This window comes from Njordella calcicola (genome assembly GCF_056494125.1).
This window is the reverse complement of record NZ_CM151396.1, coordinates 6,911,514-6,932,304: the sequence shown is the minus strand read 5'-3', so window position 1 is coordinate 6,932,304 and position 20,791 is coordinate 6,911,514. Positions and strand designations below refer to the sequence as shown.

The 20,791-nt window shown below is 50.8% G+C and carries 15 protein-coding genes; 10 read left to right on the top strand and 5 right to left on the bottom strand.

Translation table 11 applies throughout. The annotated features are described in order from the left end of the window. Positions 1–43: 43 nt before the first annotated feature. The 7 genes from SH302x_RS26750 to SH302x_RS26720 all read left to right on the top strand — a co-directional run bounded on the left by SH302x_RS26750 (position 44) and on the right by SH302x_RS26720 (position 4,239). Positions 44–439 (top strand): hypothetical protein, encoded by a 396-nt coding sequence (locus SH302x_RS26750; protein WP_479366168.1) that lies wholly within the window; start codon positions 44–46, stop codon positions 437–439. A gap of 88 nt (positions 440–527) precedes the next feature. Next, on the top strand, positions 528–1,043 hold the full coding sequence (locus SH302x_RS26745; RefSeq protein WP_479366167.1) for a hypothetical protein: 516 nt from the start codon (positions 528–530) through the stop codon (positions 1,041–1,043). Between the two features lie 25 nt (positions 1,044–1,068). Further along, on the top strand, positions 1,069–1,923 hold the full coding sequence (locus SH302x_RS26740; protein WP_479366166.1) for a metallophosphoesterase: 855 nt from the start codon (positions 1,069–1,071) through the stop codon (positions 1,921–1,923). Positions 1,924–1,960: 37 nt separating this feature from the next. Beyond that, positions 1,961–2,416 carry a hypothetical protein gene (locus SH302x_RS26735; protein WP_479366165.1) on the top strand — a complete coding sequence of 152 codons (456 nt, stop codon included), beginning with the start codon at positions 1,961–1,963 and terminating at the stop codon, positions 2,414–2,416. 32 nt (positions 2,417–2,448) lie between these two features. Next, positions 2,449–2,832 (top strand): hypothetical protein, encoded by a 384-nt coding sequence (locus SH302x_RS26730; RefSeq protein ID WP_479366164.1) that lies wholly within the window; start codon positions 2,449–2,451, stop codon positions 2,830–2,832. 58 nt (positions 2,833–2,890) lie between these two features. After that, entirely contained in the window at positions 2,891–3,355 is a 465-nt protein-coding gene (locus SH302x_RS26725; protein WP_479366163.1) for a hypothetical protein, read from the top strand. A 107-nt stretch (positions 3,356–3,462) separates the two neighbouring features. Next, on the top strand, positions 3,463–4,239 hold the full coding sequence (locus SH302x_RS26720) for a hypothetical protein (protein WP_479366162.1): 777 nt from the start codon (positions 3,463–3,465) through the stop codon (positions 4,237–4,239). Positions 4,240–4,347: 108 nt separating this feature from the next. Here SH302x_RS26720 and SH302x_RS26715 read toward each other — a convergent pair whose 3' ends face one another. After that, entirely contained in the window at positions 4,348–4,719 is a 372-nt protein-coding gene (locus SH302x_RS26715; protein ID WP_479366161.1) for a bleomycin resistance protein, read from the bottom strand. A 226-nt stretch (positions 4,720–4,945) separates the two neighbouring features. Between SH302x_RS26715 and SH302x_RS26710 the strand changes: the two genes are divergently transcribed. Continuing rightward, a complete protein-coding gene (locus SH302x_RS26710; RefSeq protein WP_479366160.1) occupies positions 4,946–5,701 on the top strand; it encodes a hypothetical protein in 756 nt (251 codons plus the stop codon). Between the two features lie 42 nt (positions 5,702–5,743). Here the strand turns inward: SH302x_RS26710 and SH302x_RS26705 are convergent, their stop codons facing one another. Together SH302x_RS26705 and SH302x_RS26700 are read right to left on the bottom strand one after the other, a co-directional pair. Then, positions 5,744–6,475, bottom strand: coding sequence for a hypothetical protein (locus SH302x_RS26705; protein WP_479366159.1), 732 nt, complete (start codon positions 6,473–6,475; stop codon positions 5,744–5,746). Between the two features lie 82 nt (positions 6,476–6,557). After that, the gene (locus tag SH302x_RS26700) at positions 6,558–7,799 is read right to left on the bottom strand and encodes a hypothetical protein (protein ID WP_479366158.1); all 1,242 of its coding nucleotides are present in this window, start codon (positions 7,797–7,799) and stop codon (positions 6,558–6,560) included. Between the two features lie 180 nt (positions 7,800–7,979). On the opposite strand from SH302x_RS26700, the gene SH302x_RS26695 reads away from it, so the two are divergent. Both SH302x_RS26695 and SH302x_RS26690 read left to right on the top strand, forming a co-directional pair. Then, positions 7,980–9,011 (top strand): tetratricopeptide repeat protein, encoded by a 1,032-nt coding sequence (locus tag SH302x_RS26695; RefSeq protein ID WP_479366157.1) that lies wholly within the window; start codon positions 7,980–7,982, stop codon positions 9,009–9,011. Positions 9,012–9,087: 76 nt separating this feature from the next. After that, the gene (locus tag SH302x_RS26690; protein ID WP_479366156.1) at positions 9,088–9,660 is read left to right on the top strand and encodes a secretin GspD/PilQ domain-containing protein; all 573 of its coding nucleotides are present in this window, start codon (positions 9,088–9,090) and stop codon (positions 9,658–9,660) included. A 79-nt stretch (positions 9,661–9,739) separates the two neighbouring features. On the opposite strand, the gene SH302x_RS26685 is transcribed toward SH302x_RS26690, so the two are convergent. Both SH302x_RS26685 and SH302x_RS26680 read right to left on the bottom strand, forming a co-directional pair. Further along, a complete protein-coding gene (locus SH302x_RS26685; RefSeq protein ID WP_479366155.1) occupies positions 9,740–16,720 on the bottom strand; it encodes a hypothetical protein in 6,981 nt (2,326 codons plus the stop codon). Continuing rightward, positions 16,717–20,697, bottom strand: coding sequence for a hypothetical protein (locus SH302x_RS26680; RefSeq protein ID WP_479366154.1), 3,981 nt, complete (start codon positions 20,695–20,697; stop codon positions 16,717–16,719). Before SH302x_RS26680 ends, SH302x_RS26685 begins: the two co-directional genes overlap by 4 nt. Positions 20,698–20,791 lie beyond the last annotated feature (94 nt).

Sequence of the window (20,791 nt, the reverse complement as noted above, 5' to 3'; positions counted from 1 at the left end):
AGACCTCCTCACTTCGCAAGACTAGCACAAAGGTTTCATACGTGTGATAAACTCTATCCCATTAACGTTTACTGACAGGTTGGTTGCTGGCGTCTGGAGCATTGCCGCAAGCGTTGCAATCTTTGCCGTCGCCAAAATGTTTCATATTGTTGTGTCGCGAGGCAATCGACGTAAGCTTGTGCTTGGGCAACCCATCTGTTGGTGGATGGCAGGGACGTTTTTGGTCGGTGCGTTCATTGCGATTGCGATTTCAGACGACAGAAGATTCCTTTACAACAGTACTAGCGGGCTTGGATTGATCTGTATGCTGGGAGGATGGTTCATTGGACTGATTCATGGTGGCATCCTGTTGGACCATGCTTTCCCGTTCGTTTCATTGGAGTCTACGCTTCAAAGCAATGCTATGGATCGGCGTGACACGGACACAGATGCGGATTAAGACTGCCTGACAAGTCACCTGCAAATTGAGCTGTATGGACGACAAAAATTCGCGGCGAAGCAAACTGAATCGGCCAAATGCGATTACTATGAAAACTCGTCCGATGATAACAGTTGCGATTGTGTTACTTCCGGTCGCATTCTTGCTGTATCTACATTGGTATCGCCTGCCGCGCGATTACGACTTCCAGAATGCTCACCTGAGATTAGCGGACGAACTCCTTTTACTGTCACTAGATCCAATTGGCGGAAAAGACGAATTAGCAGAGAATTTTCATGGCCGGAGAGTTTTAGGCGAGCTTCGTATTGACGATCGCGAGCAAATAGAGCGTGTGCTCGAAGTACTTGCCAATGCGATTCGTATGGACCAAGATGAGATAATGTCGTGCTACAGCCCGAGGCATGGTTTGAGAGGCATGGCCAATGGCCATCTCTATGAACTGGAAATTTGCTTTGAATGCATGCAAGGCGTATGGTACTTCGATGGCAGACGGCAAAAGGAGTTTCTTTTGAATGGGCATCCGCAGGAGCATTTCGACTCTCTGTTGAGACAAAATGAAATCCCAACGTTAGGACCGCCTTCCGGTGGCAACGAATTGAGATGAATAATTATTTCCCCAACGGCAACCCATGCTAGTACCTAAAATCACTCGCCGCCGATTCTTTGCAGTCGCCACGACCACGTTCGCAACAGGTATGTATACATGGAAGGTCGAACCACATTGGGTGCAGGTGGTAGAACGCTCGCTGGAAATTCGTAATTTGCCGCATCGACTCCTTGGAAGCACCCTAGTTCAATTAAGCGATTTGCACATTGGGCGGCAGGTGGATGACGACTACCTCAAAGCAGTCTTTGCTACTGTCAAGCTGATGGCCCCTGAGTTCGTGGCATTGACTGGCGATTTCACAAGCTACGATCCAAGCATACTCAAGCATGCAGAGGAATTGTTTGCACATATCCCCACCGGTTCACTGGCAACCTTGGGCGTCTTGGGAAATCATGACTATGGCCCAGGGGTACGCGATTATGAACATGCAGACCGATTGTCCGATTTGGCCGCAACTCATGGCGTGCGAGTGTTGCGAAACGAGAGAGTTGACGTTGATGGGCTGACATTCGTTGGACTGGACGACCTGTGGGCTGGTCAGTTTAACCCAACATTGGCACTTGCGGGCCTTTCGGATAACGCGGCCTCAGTTGTGCTCAGCCACAACCCGGATACAGCAGATCAGCCTGGCTGGGGCAGCTATTCTGGATGGATACTGGCTGGGCATACTCATGGCGGCCAATGCAAGCCTCCGTTTCTTCCCCCGCCACGATTGCCTGTCAACAACCGTCGATATGTATCCGGAGAATATGAACTCAGCGGCGGACGCCGCATGTATATCAATCGGGGAGTTGGACATTTGCTACCGGTCCGCTTCAATGTCCGTCCCGAGATTACCGTTTTCCGCTTGGATCGATCCCTCACTGCACATTCCTAATGTTCTGACTTTAATGATAGATTTAGGCTGCAACGGAATGAGTATGAATCCGTACGAACCGATTAGATACTTTGCACGAGAGTCATCGCACTCACGGGATCGTTCACGGCTGCATCTGGCTTTCGCAATAGCCGTATTTGGCTTTTTGTTTGGAGCAATATCCTGCAGCATTGGGCATTTCGCAGCCTTTGTGTTACTCGATAGTTTCTATTCGCCGCCGCTTTCCGCTCAAGAGAATCTAGGGCAGTTTGGATTGCTCACAATCTATGTTGGTGTTTTCGGAGGGCTAGTTGGTCTCTCGCTTGGACTAATCCCATACGTTCGATTCCTCGGATGGTTGCCAGTGGTCATAGCGGTATTTTTTGTCGCTGGATTTGCTGAGCCATTAGACTTTACTTCATCGGCAGGTTTCGCACTTGTGCCTGTTGCAATGGCTGTATTGCTGTTTGGTTTTGGAACCAACTGTTGGTGTCGGTATCGCGAAAGTCATTGAAGAATCGAATCACATTTTAGGATTTGTGAGGGATGAGTATGTCTACTTCGGATATTCCTCCTGATGGAATTGGATGCAATGCATGCCAACCATTTCTGTCCGCTGAATTGCATGACGCCACTACTCGCTGTCTTTTTTGTGGACGAGCGCTGCAAGATGTCACCAGCGAGATCCTAAATCAAGATTTCGATGCAGATTTATTACCATGCATTCCGCCATCTGTAGCGTTGGGGCTTGGCATATTTCCCTATATTGAGACTGATGACTTTCTGGTGATTGCCATCGACGTGATGAGTACTTCCGACACCGAGAGATTGGAAGAAGTTCGCTTCATCCTGAACCGTATAGTATACTTCGTGAATTGTGATGGAAGCGTCTTGGCGAAAGCAATCAAGCATTATATCACACAAGAATAAGAACGTAGGGAAGCAACCGGCTTTCCTCTCGAGAGAATCTTTACGTTGCGGAAGTCCGATGAACAAAAAGCAAATTGCTCTCGCCGCAACCGTGTTACTGTTCGTTGGTTTTATTGCGTATCTATACGGAGTGTACTTCTACGAAAAGCCGGCTTTTCTTAGACCTCCATCGCCTCATCGTAATTCGATTATCGATACGAAGCTGGTTGGCGAGTACTACTTTGGTGATGGCTTGGGGGAAAACCAATACCTGACTCTGAATCGAGATGGGACATTTGACTGCCATTGGTCAGGATGCTTTAGCGAACATGCAAGAGCTTGGGGAACATGGGCCCGAAACGGAAGCATTCTGCACCTATCAACAAAGGCCTCTTCCGGTTCGTTCGTGGAGCCCCTTTTAGAAGACATGGAAATCATCATCCATGAAGGCAAGCCTCATTTCGTTAAAGACAGTTGGCGAGAATTCATCGAAGAGTTTGGCAAGGATGCGATACCTGATGCGACGTTCTCTCGAATTAAGTAGTTGTGTCATATCATTGCTCCCCAAAAGTCACCCAACGAATATCCTTGGTAATTAGATGGTGGTACAATCTGCTTCAAGGAACGCAATGAGATATTGAGAAACCAATCATGAACATGCCGCTCAATCCATACCATCCGCCGTCGTTTCTCTCGGAAGCGGTCTCTGAAATTGTCGTGCCGACCCGAGACTCGCTAGCAACGCTAATTCGGTCATTTCTTGCTAGCGAGATTTCCGCGTTTGCATTCGATGAAAAACTCGACGTGTATCGAGACTTGGATGACCCAGTTATGCGTCATGTGGCGAGTGCTGTTTGGTACCACTACGATGACTGCAAAGACCATTATGCATCGTTGACCAAGCAGGAATGGGACTACTTTCAACGTTTGCTTTTGGCGCTTGCTTCGGAATGTCGTGTCGAAAAAACATCGATAAGGCTGTGGTCATTCAAGCAACCGATTGCCGCCGTTTCACTGCTCACCTTCGCCTACCTCGCAAATTTCACTGAGTTGGCGGAACACTGGTTGCTCTTGGGCATTCCGTTTGGTTTTATTTCCATCAGCTTATCTCTTTCGAATTATCGCGACAACAATTCAAGAGATCCATACTCTGAAATCATATATCCATTTGCCACATTTTCGGACCTCGCAACTGCCTATCGTGCATCGGGATTTCGAAAGACTCGATACCCAAAACCCAAACATAAGCGTGCAATTCCCTCACCCTTGGTGGCAACGCTGTTACAACTTCCCGCTTATGCACTGTGGCTAGTCTTTTCGCCATTTCCGCTGATGCTCCAATTGCTTCCTGACAAGCATATTGAAACCAGCTTCAAAGCGGTGAGCCCGAGCAATGCCACGGATCGGGACGGCCCCTTGCCTTCATGACAAACTTAGGGAAATTAGCTGAATCATGCGTGTTTTGCTGGATAACATCGAGAAGCCTGAGGGCGATAACGCCACGCCTTTGCTGTGAAAATGGTTTGGCCCTTTCTGTCACTCAATCGGCTGCCCGATTCTTATTAGATTCCCATCCAGATCGACGATGGCAAACTCCCGCATACCCCACGGTTTGTTTTCAAGCTTATCGATGCGAGGGATACCGTTGCTGGGTAATCCAGCCACCGAGAACTCCCGATAGATTGCGTCGACATCAACCACTCGCAGGTAGCATCCCGATATCGATTCAGCGGGCTTAAGTTCCGGATAAGTGAAAAAGTGAATCTCCGCTGACTTTCGTGTCAAAGTCGCATAGTTGTGCGGTGGCCCCCAAATACGGCCATGGAAGCCCAGTCGTTGGTAGAACTCATGGGTTGCGTCCACTGACCGGCAGGGCAGGACGGGAATCGCGAGATCGTATTCTTGCATGGCGACGATAACCTCAAATGCTTATACTACTACCATGCAACTTGAGCGTCCGGGAGTGGTCGTGCAGTTGTTTCGACTCGTCGACCAACACTGGTGGCTTTCAAAGTTGCAACTCCTCAGTGTGTCATTTAGGACTTGTGTCCTGAGACTGCAATCTGAAAAGACACGAGATTTTCAAAACTCATCAATCAAAACAACTTTAGCTTTCTGCGAGGACGAGCCAGTGATGTTTACAATGAAATTGCCGATATGTCTTCTGTTGCTGACGATTGCGAGTTTGCTGCGGGGCGACGAAAGTTTCAACTTTCGATTTCTTGCTGCCGGTCTTGAGCAAGCAGAATCAGACCAGAAGAAATCAACGGAAGAAGTCATTAAGGTTGAGAGGTCTATCGCAATTATAGAGCGAAACTCGTTATTCGACGCGAACGCAACGCCACCTTTTGAGCGACTTGACCATGAATCTCAGCCTTGCTTTATTTTCAAGAGCGTTCAACATAGAGATACTCACCTGGAGGCGCTCCGACTTCTCTTAAGTGCGCTAAAAGAACCCGAACCAATTTGGAAAACACCTTGGATTTCCGCGGAGCATATTAGCGACGGGGCGATTGGCGTGCTCCAATCAGCTATGCCTCAAAACAGTATTAGTACCGATTCCGCCGAAGAAGTTCCTAACTCCCCTTTATCCGGCACCAGTCCAGGCTACCCGGTAACAGGTGCTCGAATCAACGCGACTTTTGAAGTTAAGTCGGTCGCAGGTCGGAGGTTTTCTGCTCGAATGGATGGAGCCCCCCATCGCGATATATACTTTGAGAACTATCAGGGAACACCGCTGAATGTTGGCGAGCGGATATCGATCCCCGGCATAGTTGAGGTATTAGAAGTCGTTTCCTCTTCACGCACACCTTACATCACGATTTGGATTCCGGATGAAAAGGTTCTTCTGGCGGCGGAGATATTTGTGAGTGACCATTTGAGGCGTTAAACGGCACACAAACTACACTGACGATTGCAACTATCTCAGGACCTACAGTTGTCGATGAATCTGTTGAAGGGCTAGTTCTCGGGAATAGGCTAAAACGTCGACCGCGATATCGGCTAGGATCGTTCGGCCTTTGGCCAACCAAGCTGACGCAAACGCCCAGACGGCGATCCACTCCATCCAAAACAAGAAATTGTAGTTGTTGAACCATTGCTTCCATGGGTTGTCGAGTAAGAACAAGTATCCGCCCATGGCTAGCATCGCCGCTAAGATCGTTAGTCCGCTGCATCGATACACAAAAGCGCGTTCAAATAAGTGAGGATCATTTTCGCGTTGTGAATCTCGGGGAAAATGATACAGCGAATAAAACGCGAGCGTAAGAAAAAACACACCACCGCTTACCGTGTGCAAATACCCGACGATGGACTTCTGCACCAAGGGGTCGCTGCCAGCGTCCAAGGGAAACAGTGCTATCCCAATAGCCGATACGCAGCCTAGATTAGCCGTCCAATTTTCTACTTTGTCATAGCCGCGATAGCACAACAAGAAGACTCCGATCGCGCAGAGTGTCCCGACAAACACGTCCCGCAGCGGTGTATGGTAGTAGCTGCTCATGTTGTCCTGGATCTCGATGCCCAACAGCCATCCGACTGGGCCTAAGACCACTGGCAGCGATAATCCGCTTACTCCCACCGCTCGCCTGATTCCCAGGTACGAAAGCACCAGGGTATTTGGTCGCTCGGTCAAAGGCGTAGTCGGCTCGTGGATTTCAATCATTCGAGAATTTTTAACTTGACGAAGTAACCATAGCACTGACTTCGGTTCAATGGGATTTGCAGTCGGTTAGAAGTATCGTCCATTAACGTCCGAGAGTTGATTGGTAGACCACAGAGTCGCCTGCTGGAAGTAGACGCTTAATCCTGTAGGAAAACGCGCCTAACAACTCACCTTGTTTTGTTGCATGGCATTCGAGACACGTCTTCCCGGCTCGAACAGACCCCAAAACGCGTAGCTCAACAAGATTCTCCTGTGAGACCAGAAACTTTCCTTGATACAGTTGCCCAAGCCCATCCTGCTCAAACGAATCCAATTCCCGCGTGCTTGCATTCTTAAGCACGGACATATTCGGCAACTCCGCAGACACATAAACTCTTGGGTGTTCAAATTTGAGTAAACTTACAAGTTCCAGCGACTGAACATGCCATACATAAGGCTTTGGATCCTCATAGACATCAAAACGCCAATTCACCGATTTGTGCACATAATGAGGCTCGAAACCACTTGCTTTTCGGAACTTCGATGTGAACGCTGTAGCCTTACCAAATTGGTGATAAATACTCAGGTGCAAAAAACGCGGATACTCCTTCTCCACCGCAGCGATCCACTCTTTCTCGTTGTCGTATAAGTCGCGAACGCGTTTCTTGCTTTCTAATTGCTCGGGAAGAGCCTCAGGTGTTGAGACAAGTTGAGATGGATAAATCCGAAGATCATACAGATCGATACTTGGTATTCGCTCAAAACCAAAAGAATCTTGATTTGCGAAAGCTTCTAGCCGATCGCGATGAAGAATCTCTAATGCTTGCTGCCGCCGGCTTCGCAGGACCTTTTGCTCGCTTGGCAACGGTCGACTCCATTGCTCCAATGGACGTCCGTCATTGGGCAAATAATATGCATTCCAGTCGTCATGCAACGCTGCTGCGATTGGAGCCAGATCAGATTTGTGCTTGCGACTGTGAGCTTGCAACCGCCCTCGGTTATCTTCATATGCGAGCCGAGCATGCAAATCCTCAACTGGAAATTTATCCAGGAAGTGTTGCATAACTTTCTGGTATTCTGAGAAAGGCAAACGTTCGACAAAAAGACGAAGCCCATAGTCGCCGTGCTCAATACCCTTGATGAACTCCTCGGCAGTCTCAGGCGTAATCGGATCACCACCGGCAAAACTAGTTCGACTCAAATGGTCCTCTAGCGCGGCGACGCGTCGTTCGTGCCATTGTTCCCAATTGTGGTTAGGCTTTGGTTTGTTGGCTGAGTTGCGATGGTACAACATGAACCCTGCTGCCGAAAATATGACCAACAAAATAGTTATTATTCGATACATAGCAGCACCTTGCTCAGAATCAGAACCGACAAACAGCGAAAGTCTCTTTTGGTTATTGTAACAGACGCGAACATGCTCTGACAGAAATGCAATTCTTGCGAAGTCAGCGCAGGCAACCAGGGCAATCCAGCTTAGAATCGCTGGGCTTCCCTTCTTCCCGAATCTTTACCCGAGCTCATCATGACGCTGGTTTCCCGATGCCTGTCTATTCGTCAACCCTTTGCCTGGGCTGTGGTTGCCAATGTCAAGCAAACAGAGAACAGGACGTGGAGTACTGATTATCGTGGTACGATCGCGATTCATGCTTCCGCATCACAATCCGAAGTCAACGCCTATCGCAAAGAGAGCGGTTGTGAATTTTTCTCATCAAGCCATTTGCCATTTGGCGCCATCATTGGGCTGGCCGATTTGGTTGACGTTTCTTTGTATGGAAATAAGCATGAGCACGACCCGTTTGCCTTCGGACCCTATTGTTGGACAATGACTAATGGCCGTTTTTTAGATAAGCCGATTCCGTTGAAGGGCAAGCTGAATCTCTTCAAATTAGATGATATTAGCATGCAACAAATTGCCGCGTCAAAGATAGGGATTGCCAGCGGACCAGCCACTGAGTTAGGGAGTCAGGCAGCCAACGTGATGACCGGCGAATGTGATGCTTATCAGTGCTACTTCGAGCTTTGCTATGAGTTGCTGGCCAAGCCCGAGTTTGATGAAGATGTAGAAAAGTGGGCTCGTCGAATGGTGGAGCTGGATGCTGATGACACGCATGGGCATGCAATCCTTGGCCACATGAGTCTGATCAAGAGTGATTTTGAGGCTGCTTTCCGACATGCGAAACGAGCATTTCAGCTTGATCCTAGCTATGTCGTTCCACATATGGTGGCTGCCCGTTCAGCAACGCAGTTAGGAAAGCGAGACGAAGCGACCCACCACGCCGATCAGATGGTGGCCTTATTACCAGATGACGCTAGTGCACATTTCGGTCGAGCTGAGGTCCTGTTTGCATTCGAAGATTATGAGGCAACCATCGCAGGTTGTCGGGAAATTTTAAAATTAGACAGTGAAGCGATCGACGCCTACGATTTGATGGTCAAAGCATATTTGGCACTAGGTCGAAAATCAGAAGCTCTTGCGGAACTCCAGATTGCCACTGAACGTTGGCCCGAGGACGAATTGCTTCGGGAATTACTCGCTAAGGCTGAGGAATCCTAAGCGAAGCGGGCCAAGCTTTGGTACCATAGTCAGCTCCCAAGTTTGCAATTAGTCCCTAGCCTTGAGGCATATACCGATGCGATACCTCTCATTTGTCTTTCTGGTTCTGTGTTACAGCCAGATCAATTTTGCTCAAGAAGACACTCCAACCGCTGTGGCCGAGACGACTTCGATCGCTCGCAGCTACGATGTTCAAGTGACAATTTTTCAAGCTAAGGAGGTTGGCCCCGCCTCCATTGATCACGATTCGATCATTGAGAAGCTGAAAAGCCAAGCGGATGACGTCAAGGTTATCGAAACAATACGCCTTTCGGCGTTAGAGGGTTACGAATGCTATGTGCAGATTGGCAAGCAAATTTCCGTAACCAGCGCCATCACCACCTCTCCCCAACGCGGATTGGTCCGACAAACTCAAGACATACCTACTGGCACGATTTTGAGGCTAACCGTGGAGCCGGCCGAATCGAAGCACCGCGTAAAGCTACAGCTTGAATGCTCGCGCGTTGAGGGCAATCCAACTGAGGTAGGCGAGTGGTCGGTAAAAACGATGCGTAGCGAATCGGTGCTGCAGCTCGAAGCCGGGCAAATTAAGTTACTTGGCGGATCGAGCGCCGATGGAGGTATTTACGCGGCGTTCACACTGAAGTAGCTGGCGGGGTACGGCCTCCCAAGTGTGTGTACGTCCCCGGCTAACGGTTAGAAGTAATCTTTAAAACGATGCACAGCCGCTAAGTATCTTCCCAGTAAACATGGAAATAGGAAGTGATGCACAATACTAAAGCAATCACAGCAATGCCTAGCGACAGCCAGAGTGCGTAGGGCAACAAGGCTAAGGACACCGCAAATACACTCAAGAGACGCCAAGGATATGCATCAAACATCGCTCGCAAATAGAAACCAAAACTAGTCGGCAGACTGACGAGCGATAGCATGACCAATGGGACTAGCCAGCCTGCCAGGGCGATCCAATCCGATGTCCAGAGCGTAGATTGTGAGTCTTTGGTCGACACCAGTTCAACGCCCGTAGGCGGTAGGCGAAACCATGCTTGCGTCGAACGCAATTGATCGACAAAATGCGACTGCCTAGTTTTCTCCGTAGACAGATCACTAAAGCATCGTCGATAGCGGGCGGTCCACATTTGGTCTAGTGTGCCTGATTCTGACTTCCAACCTTCAAGCCAAGCATCGGCGATGGTTGTCGACCAACAAGTCAAATAAGAGTTCCGCTGAGCAATGTTTAAACGGTCGATGTTCGCCTGTGAGTTTTCGATCAGATCTAAACCCTGCACGGCCAGTTCCGAGGCTATCACTTTCGAATCGACGGCATCTAGCGAGACATCAGCGGACTGCAACATCCATTGGCTGCGACGACTCAAACTGACCGCGTTGGTTCTGGCCGAAACTCGCTGGCCTTCTTCGGTAATAAACCCAACGTCTTGCCGAGCAAATAGTTTGCTTTCAGCGACTACCGCATTGGGCACTTGAGCTCGGACGGCGATTAAGTGCGGAACCTTCAACGGGCTTAGTTCCAATGGCACGTCAATTGTCGAATTGGTATTTGATTGGCCAAGGACTTGCCAGTCCGTTCCTGCACGAATTTCATCTGAAGTTAGTTGAGAGACGGCTACTTTCTCAAAGTACGATGGCAACTCGAGAGTGATCGCACTGGACATGCCTGGCAGTATGCCGATGAGCCCATCAACAACAGCTCCATCGGATCGTTGGTCGATGGTCCAGTAGGCAAAGGGGACCTCTAGTCCCGCCGCGTTTGCCTGCGTGGTATCAATGCGAATCGGAGCTACGCGACCGATGCTTGTGAAGCGGACTGCCTCAATATTGTCCAAGTCATTTGTGGGGCCGGAGCGTTCTGAATTATCATTTGAGCTTTTCCAACCTGGTATTCCCCAAACGAATCCCTGTGCGCGCATTTCCGTGGTTTGCTCAAGCTGACATCGCAACTGCGGGGCGGAAACGAATTCGATTTCTGGAATCCAAAAGCTCTTGTTGTTCGTATCTGCAGGTTGCTCGATGGCGAATTGAATTCGATGCTCCCGTATCTGGTTGTTTACATTCACGCTAGAAGGCAAATAGACATAAGCCGTATCTTCTAGCGTTCCTAACTGTTGGACCGACGGATCGGACCCAATACGTTGCACAGCAGCCGCGGGCATCGCGCAAACCAATCCGCGATTCTCGTAGTTCGACTCAAAACGAGCATCAAACTCAAACCGCCATACATTCTTTTCAAAAGTGATCTTGGCTTCAGCATTTTGAAGCCCTGGCTCGTCCAGTGAAGATTTGGTACTGATCAGTGCTAAATCGCGTGACGGGACGCTGGCAACTGGGTCTTGAGGATTCGCTTGGCTGGCTAGATTGGAAGGGTAGACCAACTCATAGGGCACAGCTTCTTCTGCCTCGGTCAAGACTTCAGCGAAGGGCAAAGGCGACGCAGCGTTTTCTACCTGCACCACATCACCCAAAAGTGGAGCGACACTGGCGAGGCCCTGAATGGACAGCGGCAAACCAATCATCCGCGAGACTCGGTAGCCCGATTGTACAATCCGAAGATTGCACCAATGAATGAGCGGAAGAGTTTGTTCAGACACGTCGACATGCTGGTGGTAGCCAGCCAGAATTTCCACGGTCGAAACAAAACTGCTATCAGTATCACCTAACGCCTTGATCACATCATGGGCCTCGGAAACATGGTCTACTGTAAACAAAGCCTCTCGATCATTGACCTTGATCGATTCGATGTTCAGACGTCGATCGACCAGCCAAGTCAACACGCGCGCTTGCGGCAGAGGTTGCACCAAGATGCCTTGCCACTGCAATCTTGACTTTACGCTATCCAACAAATATCGAGTATTCACCCGTGCGTCAGGCAACTCTCGTGATGAAAGTGAATTTCGAATCGAGGCACTGCCAGCCGAATCCGGTACACGCAGCGTGACGACATTGGCCATGGCTCCACTAGAACCAAACAACGTACTGTTGGTTGTTCCAATTTCTGCTGACCAAGACTCTACGCCGCTGACCAACCATTGTGACACAGGGCTATTGGTATAGCGCAAAGTTCGAACGTTGGGCATGGCTTCGATGATTTTAGGGTCCGGCAGTCCGATGTTATTCATCCCGTCCGTGTCGGGTTGCCAATAGATCTCAAGATCAATCGCACCTGCGCTTACTGCCATCGGTTCCAAGGCCAAGACGCATCCCTCTCGACCAAGCGATTGAACTCGCCCCAACCCTTCCACATAGGTTGCATCGCGAAAATGCTGACCAATTGGTTGCCAATTGATGTTCCACTCTAAACTCAATCGAGACTGCTGAGTGATCCCTCCAATTCGAATTCTGGTTACCGCTAGCGGTTGGGAGTGATTGAGGAACAGTTGCGTCTCTGCATCATACTGCAGGCGATCGTAGGACATGATCGGTTTGGTGTCAGTTCGCCACCGAAGCTCGAGCGATCTGACCGCGCCAAAGTAAGCGACTTCCCCAGTCTTGGGCACGGTTCGCAACCTATCGTCGGCTAACAATTTGACATCGACCAGATCCGTGTCCAACATCACACTGGCAGTGGCACAAGGCACGATGCCTGCCACAGCAACCTGATAGCCTGCCACGTTACGCGAGCGAAGCTGAGATTTCAGTTGAACAACGACTTCTCCCTCGCGGTTGGGGATCCATAACAGCTTCGATTCAGCGAAGCGAAGGTTTTGCCCCAAGGCTTGGGGACGTTGGTCGACTAGGAACTGATCGAAAATTGCTTGATAATTCCATGGAAACTCAATCGGCTCTTGCGGAGCCGTGATACGAAACCGATAAGTGCTCAGAGTCGACGCGCTGTGGGATGCCAACACGGACTGGTTTTCTTTGCAAAGAATCTGGTGCTCGGCCGCGATCAAGATGTTCGCTGGCGTGTTTTCGGGAGCGGCACCTTGATCAATAGACTGCAACTGAGCCGAATCAACGTAAGCAAACGGTGCTATGCGTAAAGAGTTTGCGTCGATAGGGACAATGATATCCGGCTGATTTTGTCCCGCCGTCCTTGCATCGTTTAGCTTCGCTGCATCTGAAGCGAGAATACCTTCCTGAGCTTGCAACGCACTGTCGACAGTGAAGAAAGTCATCCAGACAGCCAAGGTGATCCAAAGCCCAATGGGACCTACTCGAGAGATCCTAGCAAGGCTTGAATGTTCCAAAATTCGCGTTGCTCTGGCACTGGAAGCGGCCTCTCGAACCCGCAAGGCGCTAGCGATTACCGCCAGCATGGTATGGATCACCGTGGCAACGATGACTCCGATAACGACAGACACCGCCAGATCGGTCCTTGGCAACCATAGTGCGGCGCACGCTGAGGCAATGATAACCGCCGGCGTCAGCCAGGATAGGTATCGCATGCATAGCCAGCTTGCAACGCAACTGAAGAGCACTAGCAACCAGCGCTGCAAATATACAGCGCGAATATCGGCAATCCAGAACGATCCATGGCCCGCAGCAGTGCTTAAATTAGCGAAGTCGTGAAAATTCCGGGTCCGTCGCAAAGCCTCCACCTCTAAAAAATCGATCTGTGTTTGGTTGGCAGTCTGCATATCGGCGGGCGAGGCGATGGTCGTTTTCGCTGGCGCATGAGCATCCAGCAGGGCCTGCCACGACCAAGGTCGACTGAGCACTCGCAGATTATCGGTGATAACGATTTGCGTTCCCCGAGGCGACGGTATCGCGACATAGTCGGTAGCCAAATGCACGCTGGAATGATGCGTGATCGACTCAAAGTTCCCTTGAACTTGTGGCTCGGCAACTTCGGCATAACCATATCGCTGAGAAAGAGTTGGACCAAGCCATTGCAAATGAAGCACTTGGTAAGCACTATCACTTGATGCCAGACTCCCTATCTCGCACTCCACACGATCGGCATGTTCACGAAGCACATAGCGGACTTCGCCGAGGTTGCTAGTCACAGCGGCCAAAGACCAAGGCCGCGGCAAATTTAAGATCAATGACCTTTGACTGGCACCTCGAAACCGCAATTCAAGATCGTAAACCATTCTTCCGTCTGCTTGACAGTATAGTCTGGATTGAGTCTGCTCGATTGTCAGCTTCTGTGTGCTTTGCTGGCGCCCTCGCAACTCAATGGAATGATATTGAGCGTCACCCAAATAGAGATTACTGTGCGTTGATGTTTTGCTGATGAGAGCCAATAAACTGCCAATCGACTGTCGTCTGTCATCGGAAATGGCATTGGCTTGCGTATCATAAATACGTTCTACCGCCTCTGTTCCATTGGCGTAAACATCCCAATCGGAATCCACCATGATGAAACGATCACGGTAGAAGTAGTCCTTAACTTCCGGCAACGGAAACGTGGCGATCTCTGGATCAAGCCGATATCGACACTCCAAAATAAACGGTTCGACCAGAGCTCGATCAAAGCGCAAAGTCAGTTCGGTCAACAGCGGTAACTTTTGTTCTGCTGCCGAGTCATCTGCATTGGAGCTTGAGGCGTCGTCGCGATTCACGGGAATCGGAACCGCTGCCGTCTGCCACTCTTGAACCGTTTGCAAGTCCTTCCCGACGACTCGCCATATAAAATGCTGAGCTTGCGCAGGCACCGCGAGATCTAGCTTCGACACTCCAGCTTGATCCGGATTAAACTCCACCATGAAACCTGTGTGTCCCCAGTGTGTGGAGCGACCTAGTTGCAGCACAGACTTGATTGCAAAATCTGGGCGTTGACGCAAGAACCGTACAGGAGGTAACTGCGAACCTGTCCAACGCGTATGGAGCGCTTGATTGCGTCGCTGCAACTGTGTTTGCTGCCAGAGATCTAATTCGCTTGGGTTCAGCGTATTGTGTACTAGCGTCGCTGTTCGTTCGACGACAAAACCGGAAGCGGGCGCGTACTCATAAACCAAATCGGCATCAAAGGAATCCAACCGCAGCGGTACAGATGTAGGCATCCGGATGAACTGCGAGCCATCTACGTTGCGTCCCCGTTCAATGGGTGCCACCGAACGCAGGCGCAGCGACAATTCGACCGGTTGATTCTCGATAGGAGGTGCAAACAACAAGGTAGTCTTACCGCTATCGTCGTGACTTAAGTTCACGGCTGTTGTACTACCTACCGCTACTTGCGCTTGCTTCGACTCCAGCTTCCATTCCGGAGATAGGGTTATTGGCAGAGTGTTCCAAACTTCTGGAATCGCCAACAAACGAATCTTGGCGACTGCAACAACGTGGTCACGATCGTTGGTGATGGAGACAACTCCACTAGCCTTTGGTAGACGATGGCGTCTTATAAGCTTCGCTCGCAAACTTGGGCTGGCTAAACGCCAGTTGAAGTCTAGTCGACTAATACCACCACGCGTGGTTGTACCACTTCGCGATACCAGTGTTGCACCAGCGGCGTCAAAGTCCACAAGCTCCCAGTCCGAATGTAAGCTGATCGAGCCTCGACCGTCCACTGCGAGAGCTCGCGCAAGCCGTACTCGGGGCAGTTGATGTGCGTCAGCACTTGAAACACCCTCATCCAGCGGCCAACGCGAAACACCGTTGAGCACCAGTCGATGTTGAGTGCCTGCGAACATACCTTCGCTTTCCGGCAATGCAAAAATCACAGCTCGCTTTGTTGCATCGAAATTCCAATCGACTGGCTGTTGATCCCACGTCAGGCTACGAATATGGATGCCAGGATCGACGAGCAACTGCATTTGCTTTGGCGTCGTTGTTGAATCGATCAGGAAGCTCGCATTCAACTCCAAGCCAGCGCTTTGCACGATCCAGTCCATCTGCTCGGAATGAAAAACATACTGCGTTGTTGGCCCTTCCGTCGTTCGACGCCGGATTAAAAAACTAAGCTTTTCGGCAGATCCGCAATGAAACTCCCACACATGTACGGACGGAACAATGGCCGCAGTTCCTACCTGCTGCGCGTTTGGATTGGGAAACTGCGATGCATCGTTTGCAAGCCCAAGATCCAGTACCGGTACGTTGCATTGAACGACCTCCATATTCGGATCTAAAGCCAGTTGAAACGTTGCGGTCGTTGTCCACGGGAACACCAATTCCAGCGGATAACTGGAAGGCGTTGCAGCCGCGGGCACCACTTCCTGCTGCCAAGCCACTTCCACAGGCTTGTTTTCGACTAGCTCATAAACAGCTTGCCCCAACGCGTCATAGTACGACGGCGAAGTCAGCGATACCGTCGGTGTTGCACGCGTCATCTGCGACCAAGCCGCATCACTGAGCACGGCTGCCGAGAACGGAGCTAGCGTGAACAGGGCCCGGTCACCTTGGGGCGGAAAATCAAACTGACTAACCCCTATCAGCTTGTTGCCATGCCAACGAACACGACTGTGCATGGCCAATGGAATAGGGCCGACTTGTTCTTGCTGCAACTGGTCATGAAAGATTTTCTGCAAGCGAGCCAAGGGAATTTGCTGGTAACCCTTCAGAGCGTTAAGTCGCGGATCGAACTGGTTTCGAAACTCGATCTTCGCTTCAGTTGTCAAACCGCGTTGGTCTGCGGCCAACTCCCGAGAATTGAGATTTCCACTATCATTCTCTTGAGCATGGAGGGCAATACAAAGCAGCCAGCCCAGCGTGCTCCAAGCCAACACTCGCGATGGTGAAAACCGTCGGCACAAGACTGTAGTGCAAAGCTGCAGCCAGTCAAAAATGCGAAGCTTGGGCATGACGAAGATCACTGTGTCGCTCCCTCAGTGGCCTCGCGCGGCCGCGAATCAATGATAGCTCGATCCAAAGTAACGTCTGACTCTGGCGTCTGATGATTCTGTAACGAACGCGTAGTACCCAAAGTACTATGCGACTTCTTATTGTGCCCTGCTCCGTTTTGCTCAAGATTTCCAGATTGAGAAAACTCTTCACTGCCGAAGTCCACCGGTTCCACAGGCATCACCGTGGAAGCAGTAACGCGACTGCGATTGGCAAATACACTTCGCTGATCTACTCGACGGCTTATACTCCAGCGCACAAGCAACAGAACTCCCACCAGCACCGACGCGCCTACCACCGATTGAGCCAGCATCAACGCCATATCGGTCGACATCGCAGCCACACCAATCGTAGCCAAGCCAACCACCGCCAACATCCATACACTTCTCAACCAAGGCACATAGACCAATAAACAAGCCACTGCGATGCACAGGGAACCGATGGGAGCGAAAAGCACGTAGCGCGGTACCACGTATACATACTGAGCCGACGATCGATTATTCTTGTCGAGCATTGTGGCCAGCGAGGAAAACAAATAGCGATTCGCATCGGACCCGAAAGCCGCTTGCTCGGTGGCCCCAGTCAGTTGTTCCAACTCCGCCTGATGCATGTTGGCCGTCCGCTTCAGGGAAAGGCCCGACCAAGCCCAACGGTATTCTGGCAAGAGCGCGCTGGAGGCCGTCCATAAATGATCATGCTGTGGCACAATGATTTGCCAATACCGCGGAGCCGGTTCCGTCGCATTGACGATACTGGGTAAATTTTCAGCGACGCGGTAAATCAATTGTTGCGAAACCGTGGACCATATCCAGAGCTCAATCGTATACCGCTTCATCGTCTTTGTCGTACCACTGCCGCCACGTATGGCAGTGGTAGAATCCGCTAAGGGCTGAGCTACCGAACCACTTCGATTTCCGCCGCTGGTCCCGACAGCCACATTGTCGTTGCGAGGCAGCATCAGTATCAGAGATGACGTGCCTTCTACACGACGCGGATCCACTCGTTGACCATTGATCAAGACCGTCAAATCATTTACCTCACTGGAGGCAAGCTCCAGCTCAATTTGGTCGGCTGCTGTCGACAGATCCAGGACACAGCGGTCGCGCCGATCCAGCCAGTTCAGTGCCGTTTGCAACCACACATGGTGAATGCGGACCGTCGATCGCTCGACCACGGACAACCGCTCCAATTCGGCTTTCATCCTAGGATTCATATCGATCAACTTACGGGGTGCTATCGACTGGCCAGGCAGCACCATCAACGCGTCTTCCTTCACCGGCAAGGTGGCTTTCCAAGTGCTCTCCACTCCAACTTCGAAATGACGGTCGATCGTCATAAGCGGACTACTGGCGATCAAGAAGGGCACTTCGATATCTACGCTCACTTTGCTTAGCAATTCGTTGGTTTCTGGATTGGTCACCAGCAAAGGCAAACTTGCTTGCAACTCCAATTCAAATTGCGCGGGCAACTCGTCGAACACCGGCTCGATCATTACCCAACCTTCGGGAGCTACCGGCAACTGCCGTCGCTTCAATTCGGTTGCATTTTCGGATGCGACGCCATCGGATTCATCGGCCGCTGCGCTTTCAAGTACATCTGCATCATCCACCGATGAACTTGCTTCGTCTGCTACCTTCTGAAATTGAACTCGTTTCCCATCAATTTTAAATACGCTACGACGATCCGATGGAATCGATGGATTATCGCTCAGCAAATCATTTGCGATAATCTGTGGCACGTAAAAGGCAAAGCTGAGATCCTTCCACTTGTTCTGCTCAATCTTCCAAGTCTTGCGAATTTGGTAGCTCGATTCGCCAATCGACAGATCCGTATCAACGAACTGTGTCGCCAAATTCGGCTTACGTTTCAAAGTCGCAGTCCAGCGCGGCAACGGTCGCTGCTCGGAGAACAAATAAGTTTGATATGGCGTCAGCCCCTTCGACTTCAGCAACGCATCGATTCCCGAGGGCAGCTCGCTGACCGGAGCCAACTTGTCCATTTGAATCGACGGCTTCACAATGGACCATGTATTGGTAGAGACCGTTAACCAGCCGTTCCCCAACTCCGTAATGGATTGACCTTGCTCGTTCAGCCAAGTGACCGTGGGCAGTTCAAGTTCCGCTTGAGGCTGTTGCGTTGGCGAATCGTAGCTCAATGGACGCAGAAAAGTTACCTGCATGGTCCTACCAGTCGCGTTGGCAACAGTAGAAGTTGCTGTTTCACTGCGACGATACAAGCCTGCCGGATCAAACCGAACGACCCCTTCTTCCGATTGCCGAAACTCGATTGGCTGACCGCTTTGCGCCCACAACACCTCCTTGACGGCCCAAGGCCCCAAGTTAATCTCCAGCCCAACCATCAATGACGGGTCGACTGCAAAATTCAACAATCCGGTGAGCTCAATCGCTTCGTCATTCAGCTCCGCATGAAACTCTGGACGATACTGCAAGCGATATCCCAACTCGCGGAGGCTGCAAGTGATATCCACAGGAGTTTTGGAAAAGCTGAACGCGTAATTGAACAGCTCTGGACTGCCCGGTTCGATTAAACGTTTCGACAGTACGCTGTTTCGCCCAGACTTCCAAGCAAACTGCACTTGGGGTGACAAGAGAACTTCAATAGTCCCTTCATGTCGCTGCGCATCTTCGATCGTGATGGTCGGCAAGCTAAAGTCTTGATCAAGTTTGGCCGGTGGCTGCCATGACCAACGAATCTCGATCGAAGTGCTACTGCGACTGAGTTCTTCGGCCGATGCTCGCAACAGCAATCGCACCGGTTCGTTCAGAGCTGTTGCTCCCGCATCGCCTCCAGTCACTTCAGTCCGAGACGATAAACGAGTTAATGTCCAACCAGCTCGCACCGTAGATTCAATCGCGGGATTCCAAGTGCTGTTGGGGGGCAATTGAATCGTAAAATTCCGAGCCTTGGGAATAGAGCCTAGCTTTAAGTTCAGTTTGGTCGTCGCCGTCCACGGTCGACCTTCGAGATTGCCGATAAAGCGAGTACTACTTGCAACTTCTGTGGCCGTGACGCTTTCCAGATCGCCGGAATTACTCCAACTCAACACGCTGTTATCGCCAATGCCAATGCGTTGAATCTGGAGCGAGTCGGAAAGTTCGGTAGTAGTCACTTTGGCATTAGCGTCGGGCCCCCACGTTATCTCGCGAGACTTCTTGGGAAGCTTGAACTGCAACTCGCTGGCCACCGGCGGAAGGTCCAGTACCAACTGTTGCTTGACACCATCAACGACTGGCAAGTAGCCTCGGATTACAATGCTACACTCCTTGAGTCCACTGCGAGCTTCTTTGGCGGCGGCATCAAGATTGCCACCCGTTAGATTGCTGCTAGTTAGATTGCTACTAGTCGATAGGATTTCCCAGACCAACTGTCTGGGTTTCGCCGGATCCTCGCTGGCCGACTCGCCCGCCCCTGTGTTCAGTATCGGCGGTGCGGCTCCATCGCTGGGGGTGTCGCTGGGAATTAGTCGAGAGACATATGCCCCTGCAGGTTCGACTTGCTGGACAATGAAGTTTGGCAAACCAAGCTGAACGCGTTTAGGACCAAGCAACTCCTGTCGCACGTCCGCTTTAATCGAGACGACCACGCTGGCAAAAGCTCCGTCCACTTCTCCCTGAATTTCCAGTGATCGCAAGACCACTTCGTCGGTCCCTTTTTGCGTCGCATCAAACTGCCGCTGAAGAAACTCGTAAAACTGCTGATACTGCAACCGCGGGACCGCGATCGGTTGCCCGTCTGCGTCGCGCAAAAAGACGGCCGCATCGTCGTCTTCGATTTCGGGCAGAATATCCGCTGGCGGCTGCAACGTGGGCGCTTGCCCCTCTAAGCTGGGCTCCTGCGCAATGCTCAGAGCGGCTGTGGCGATCCATATTGTCCACAGCAACGCGGCTAGCGAAATCTTCGAAATAGTGACGAACGGCTTCGATATCATCAAATCACAATGTCGCCACGTACGAGACGAGAGGAATTCCTTCGCACTTCGAACAATTTGAAGTGCCACCAATCAAAAACGCTGAAGCGAGAGC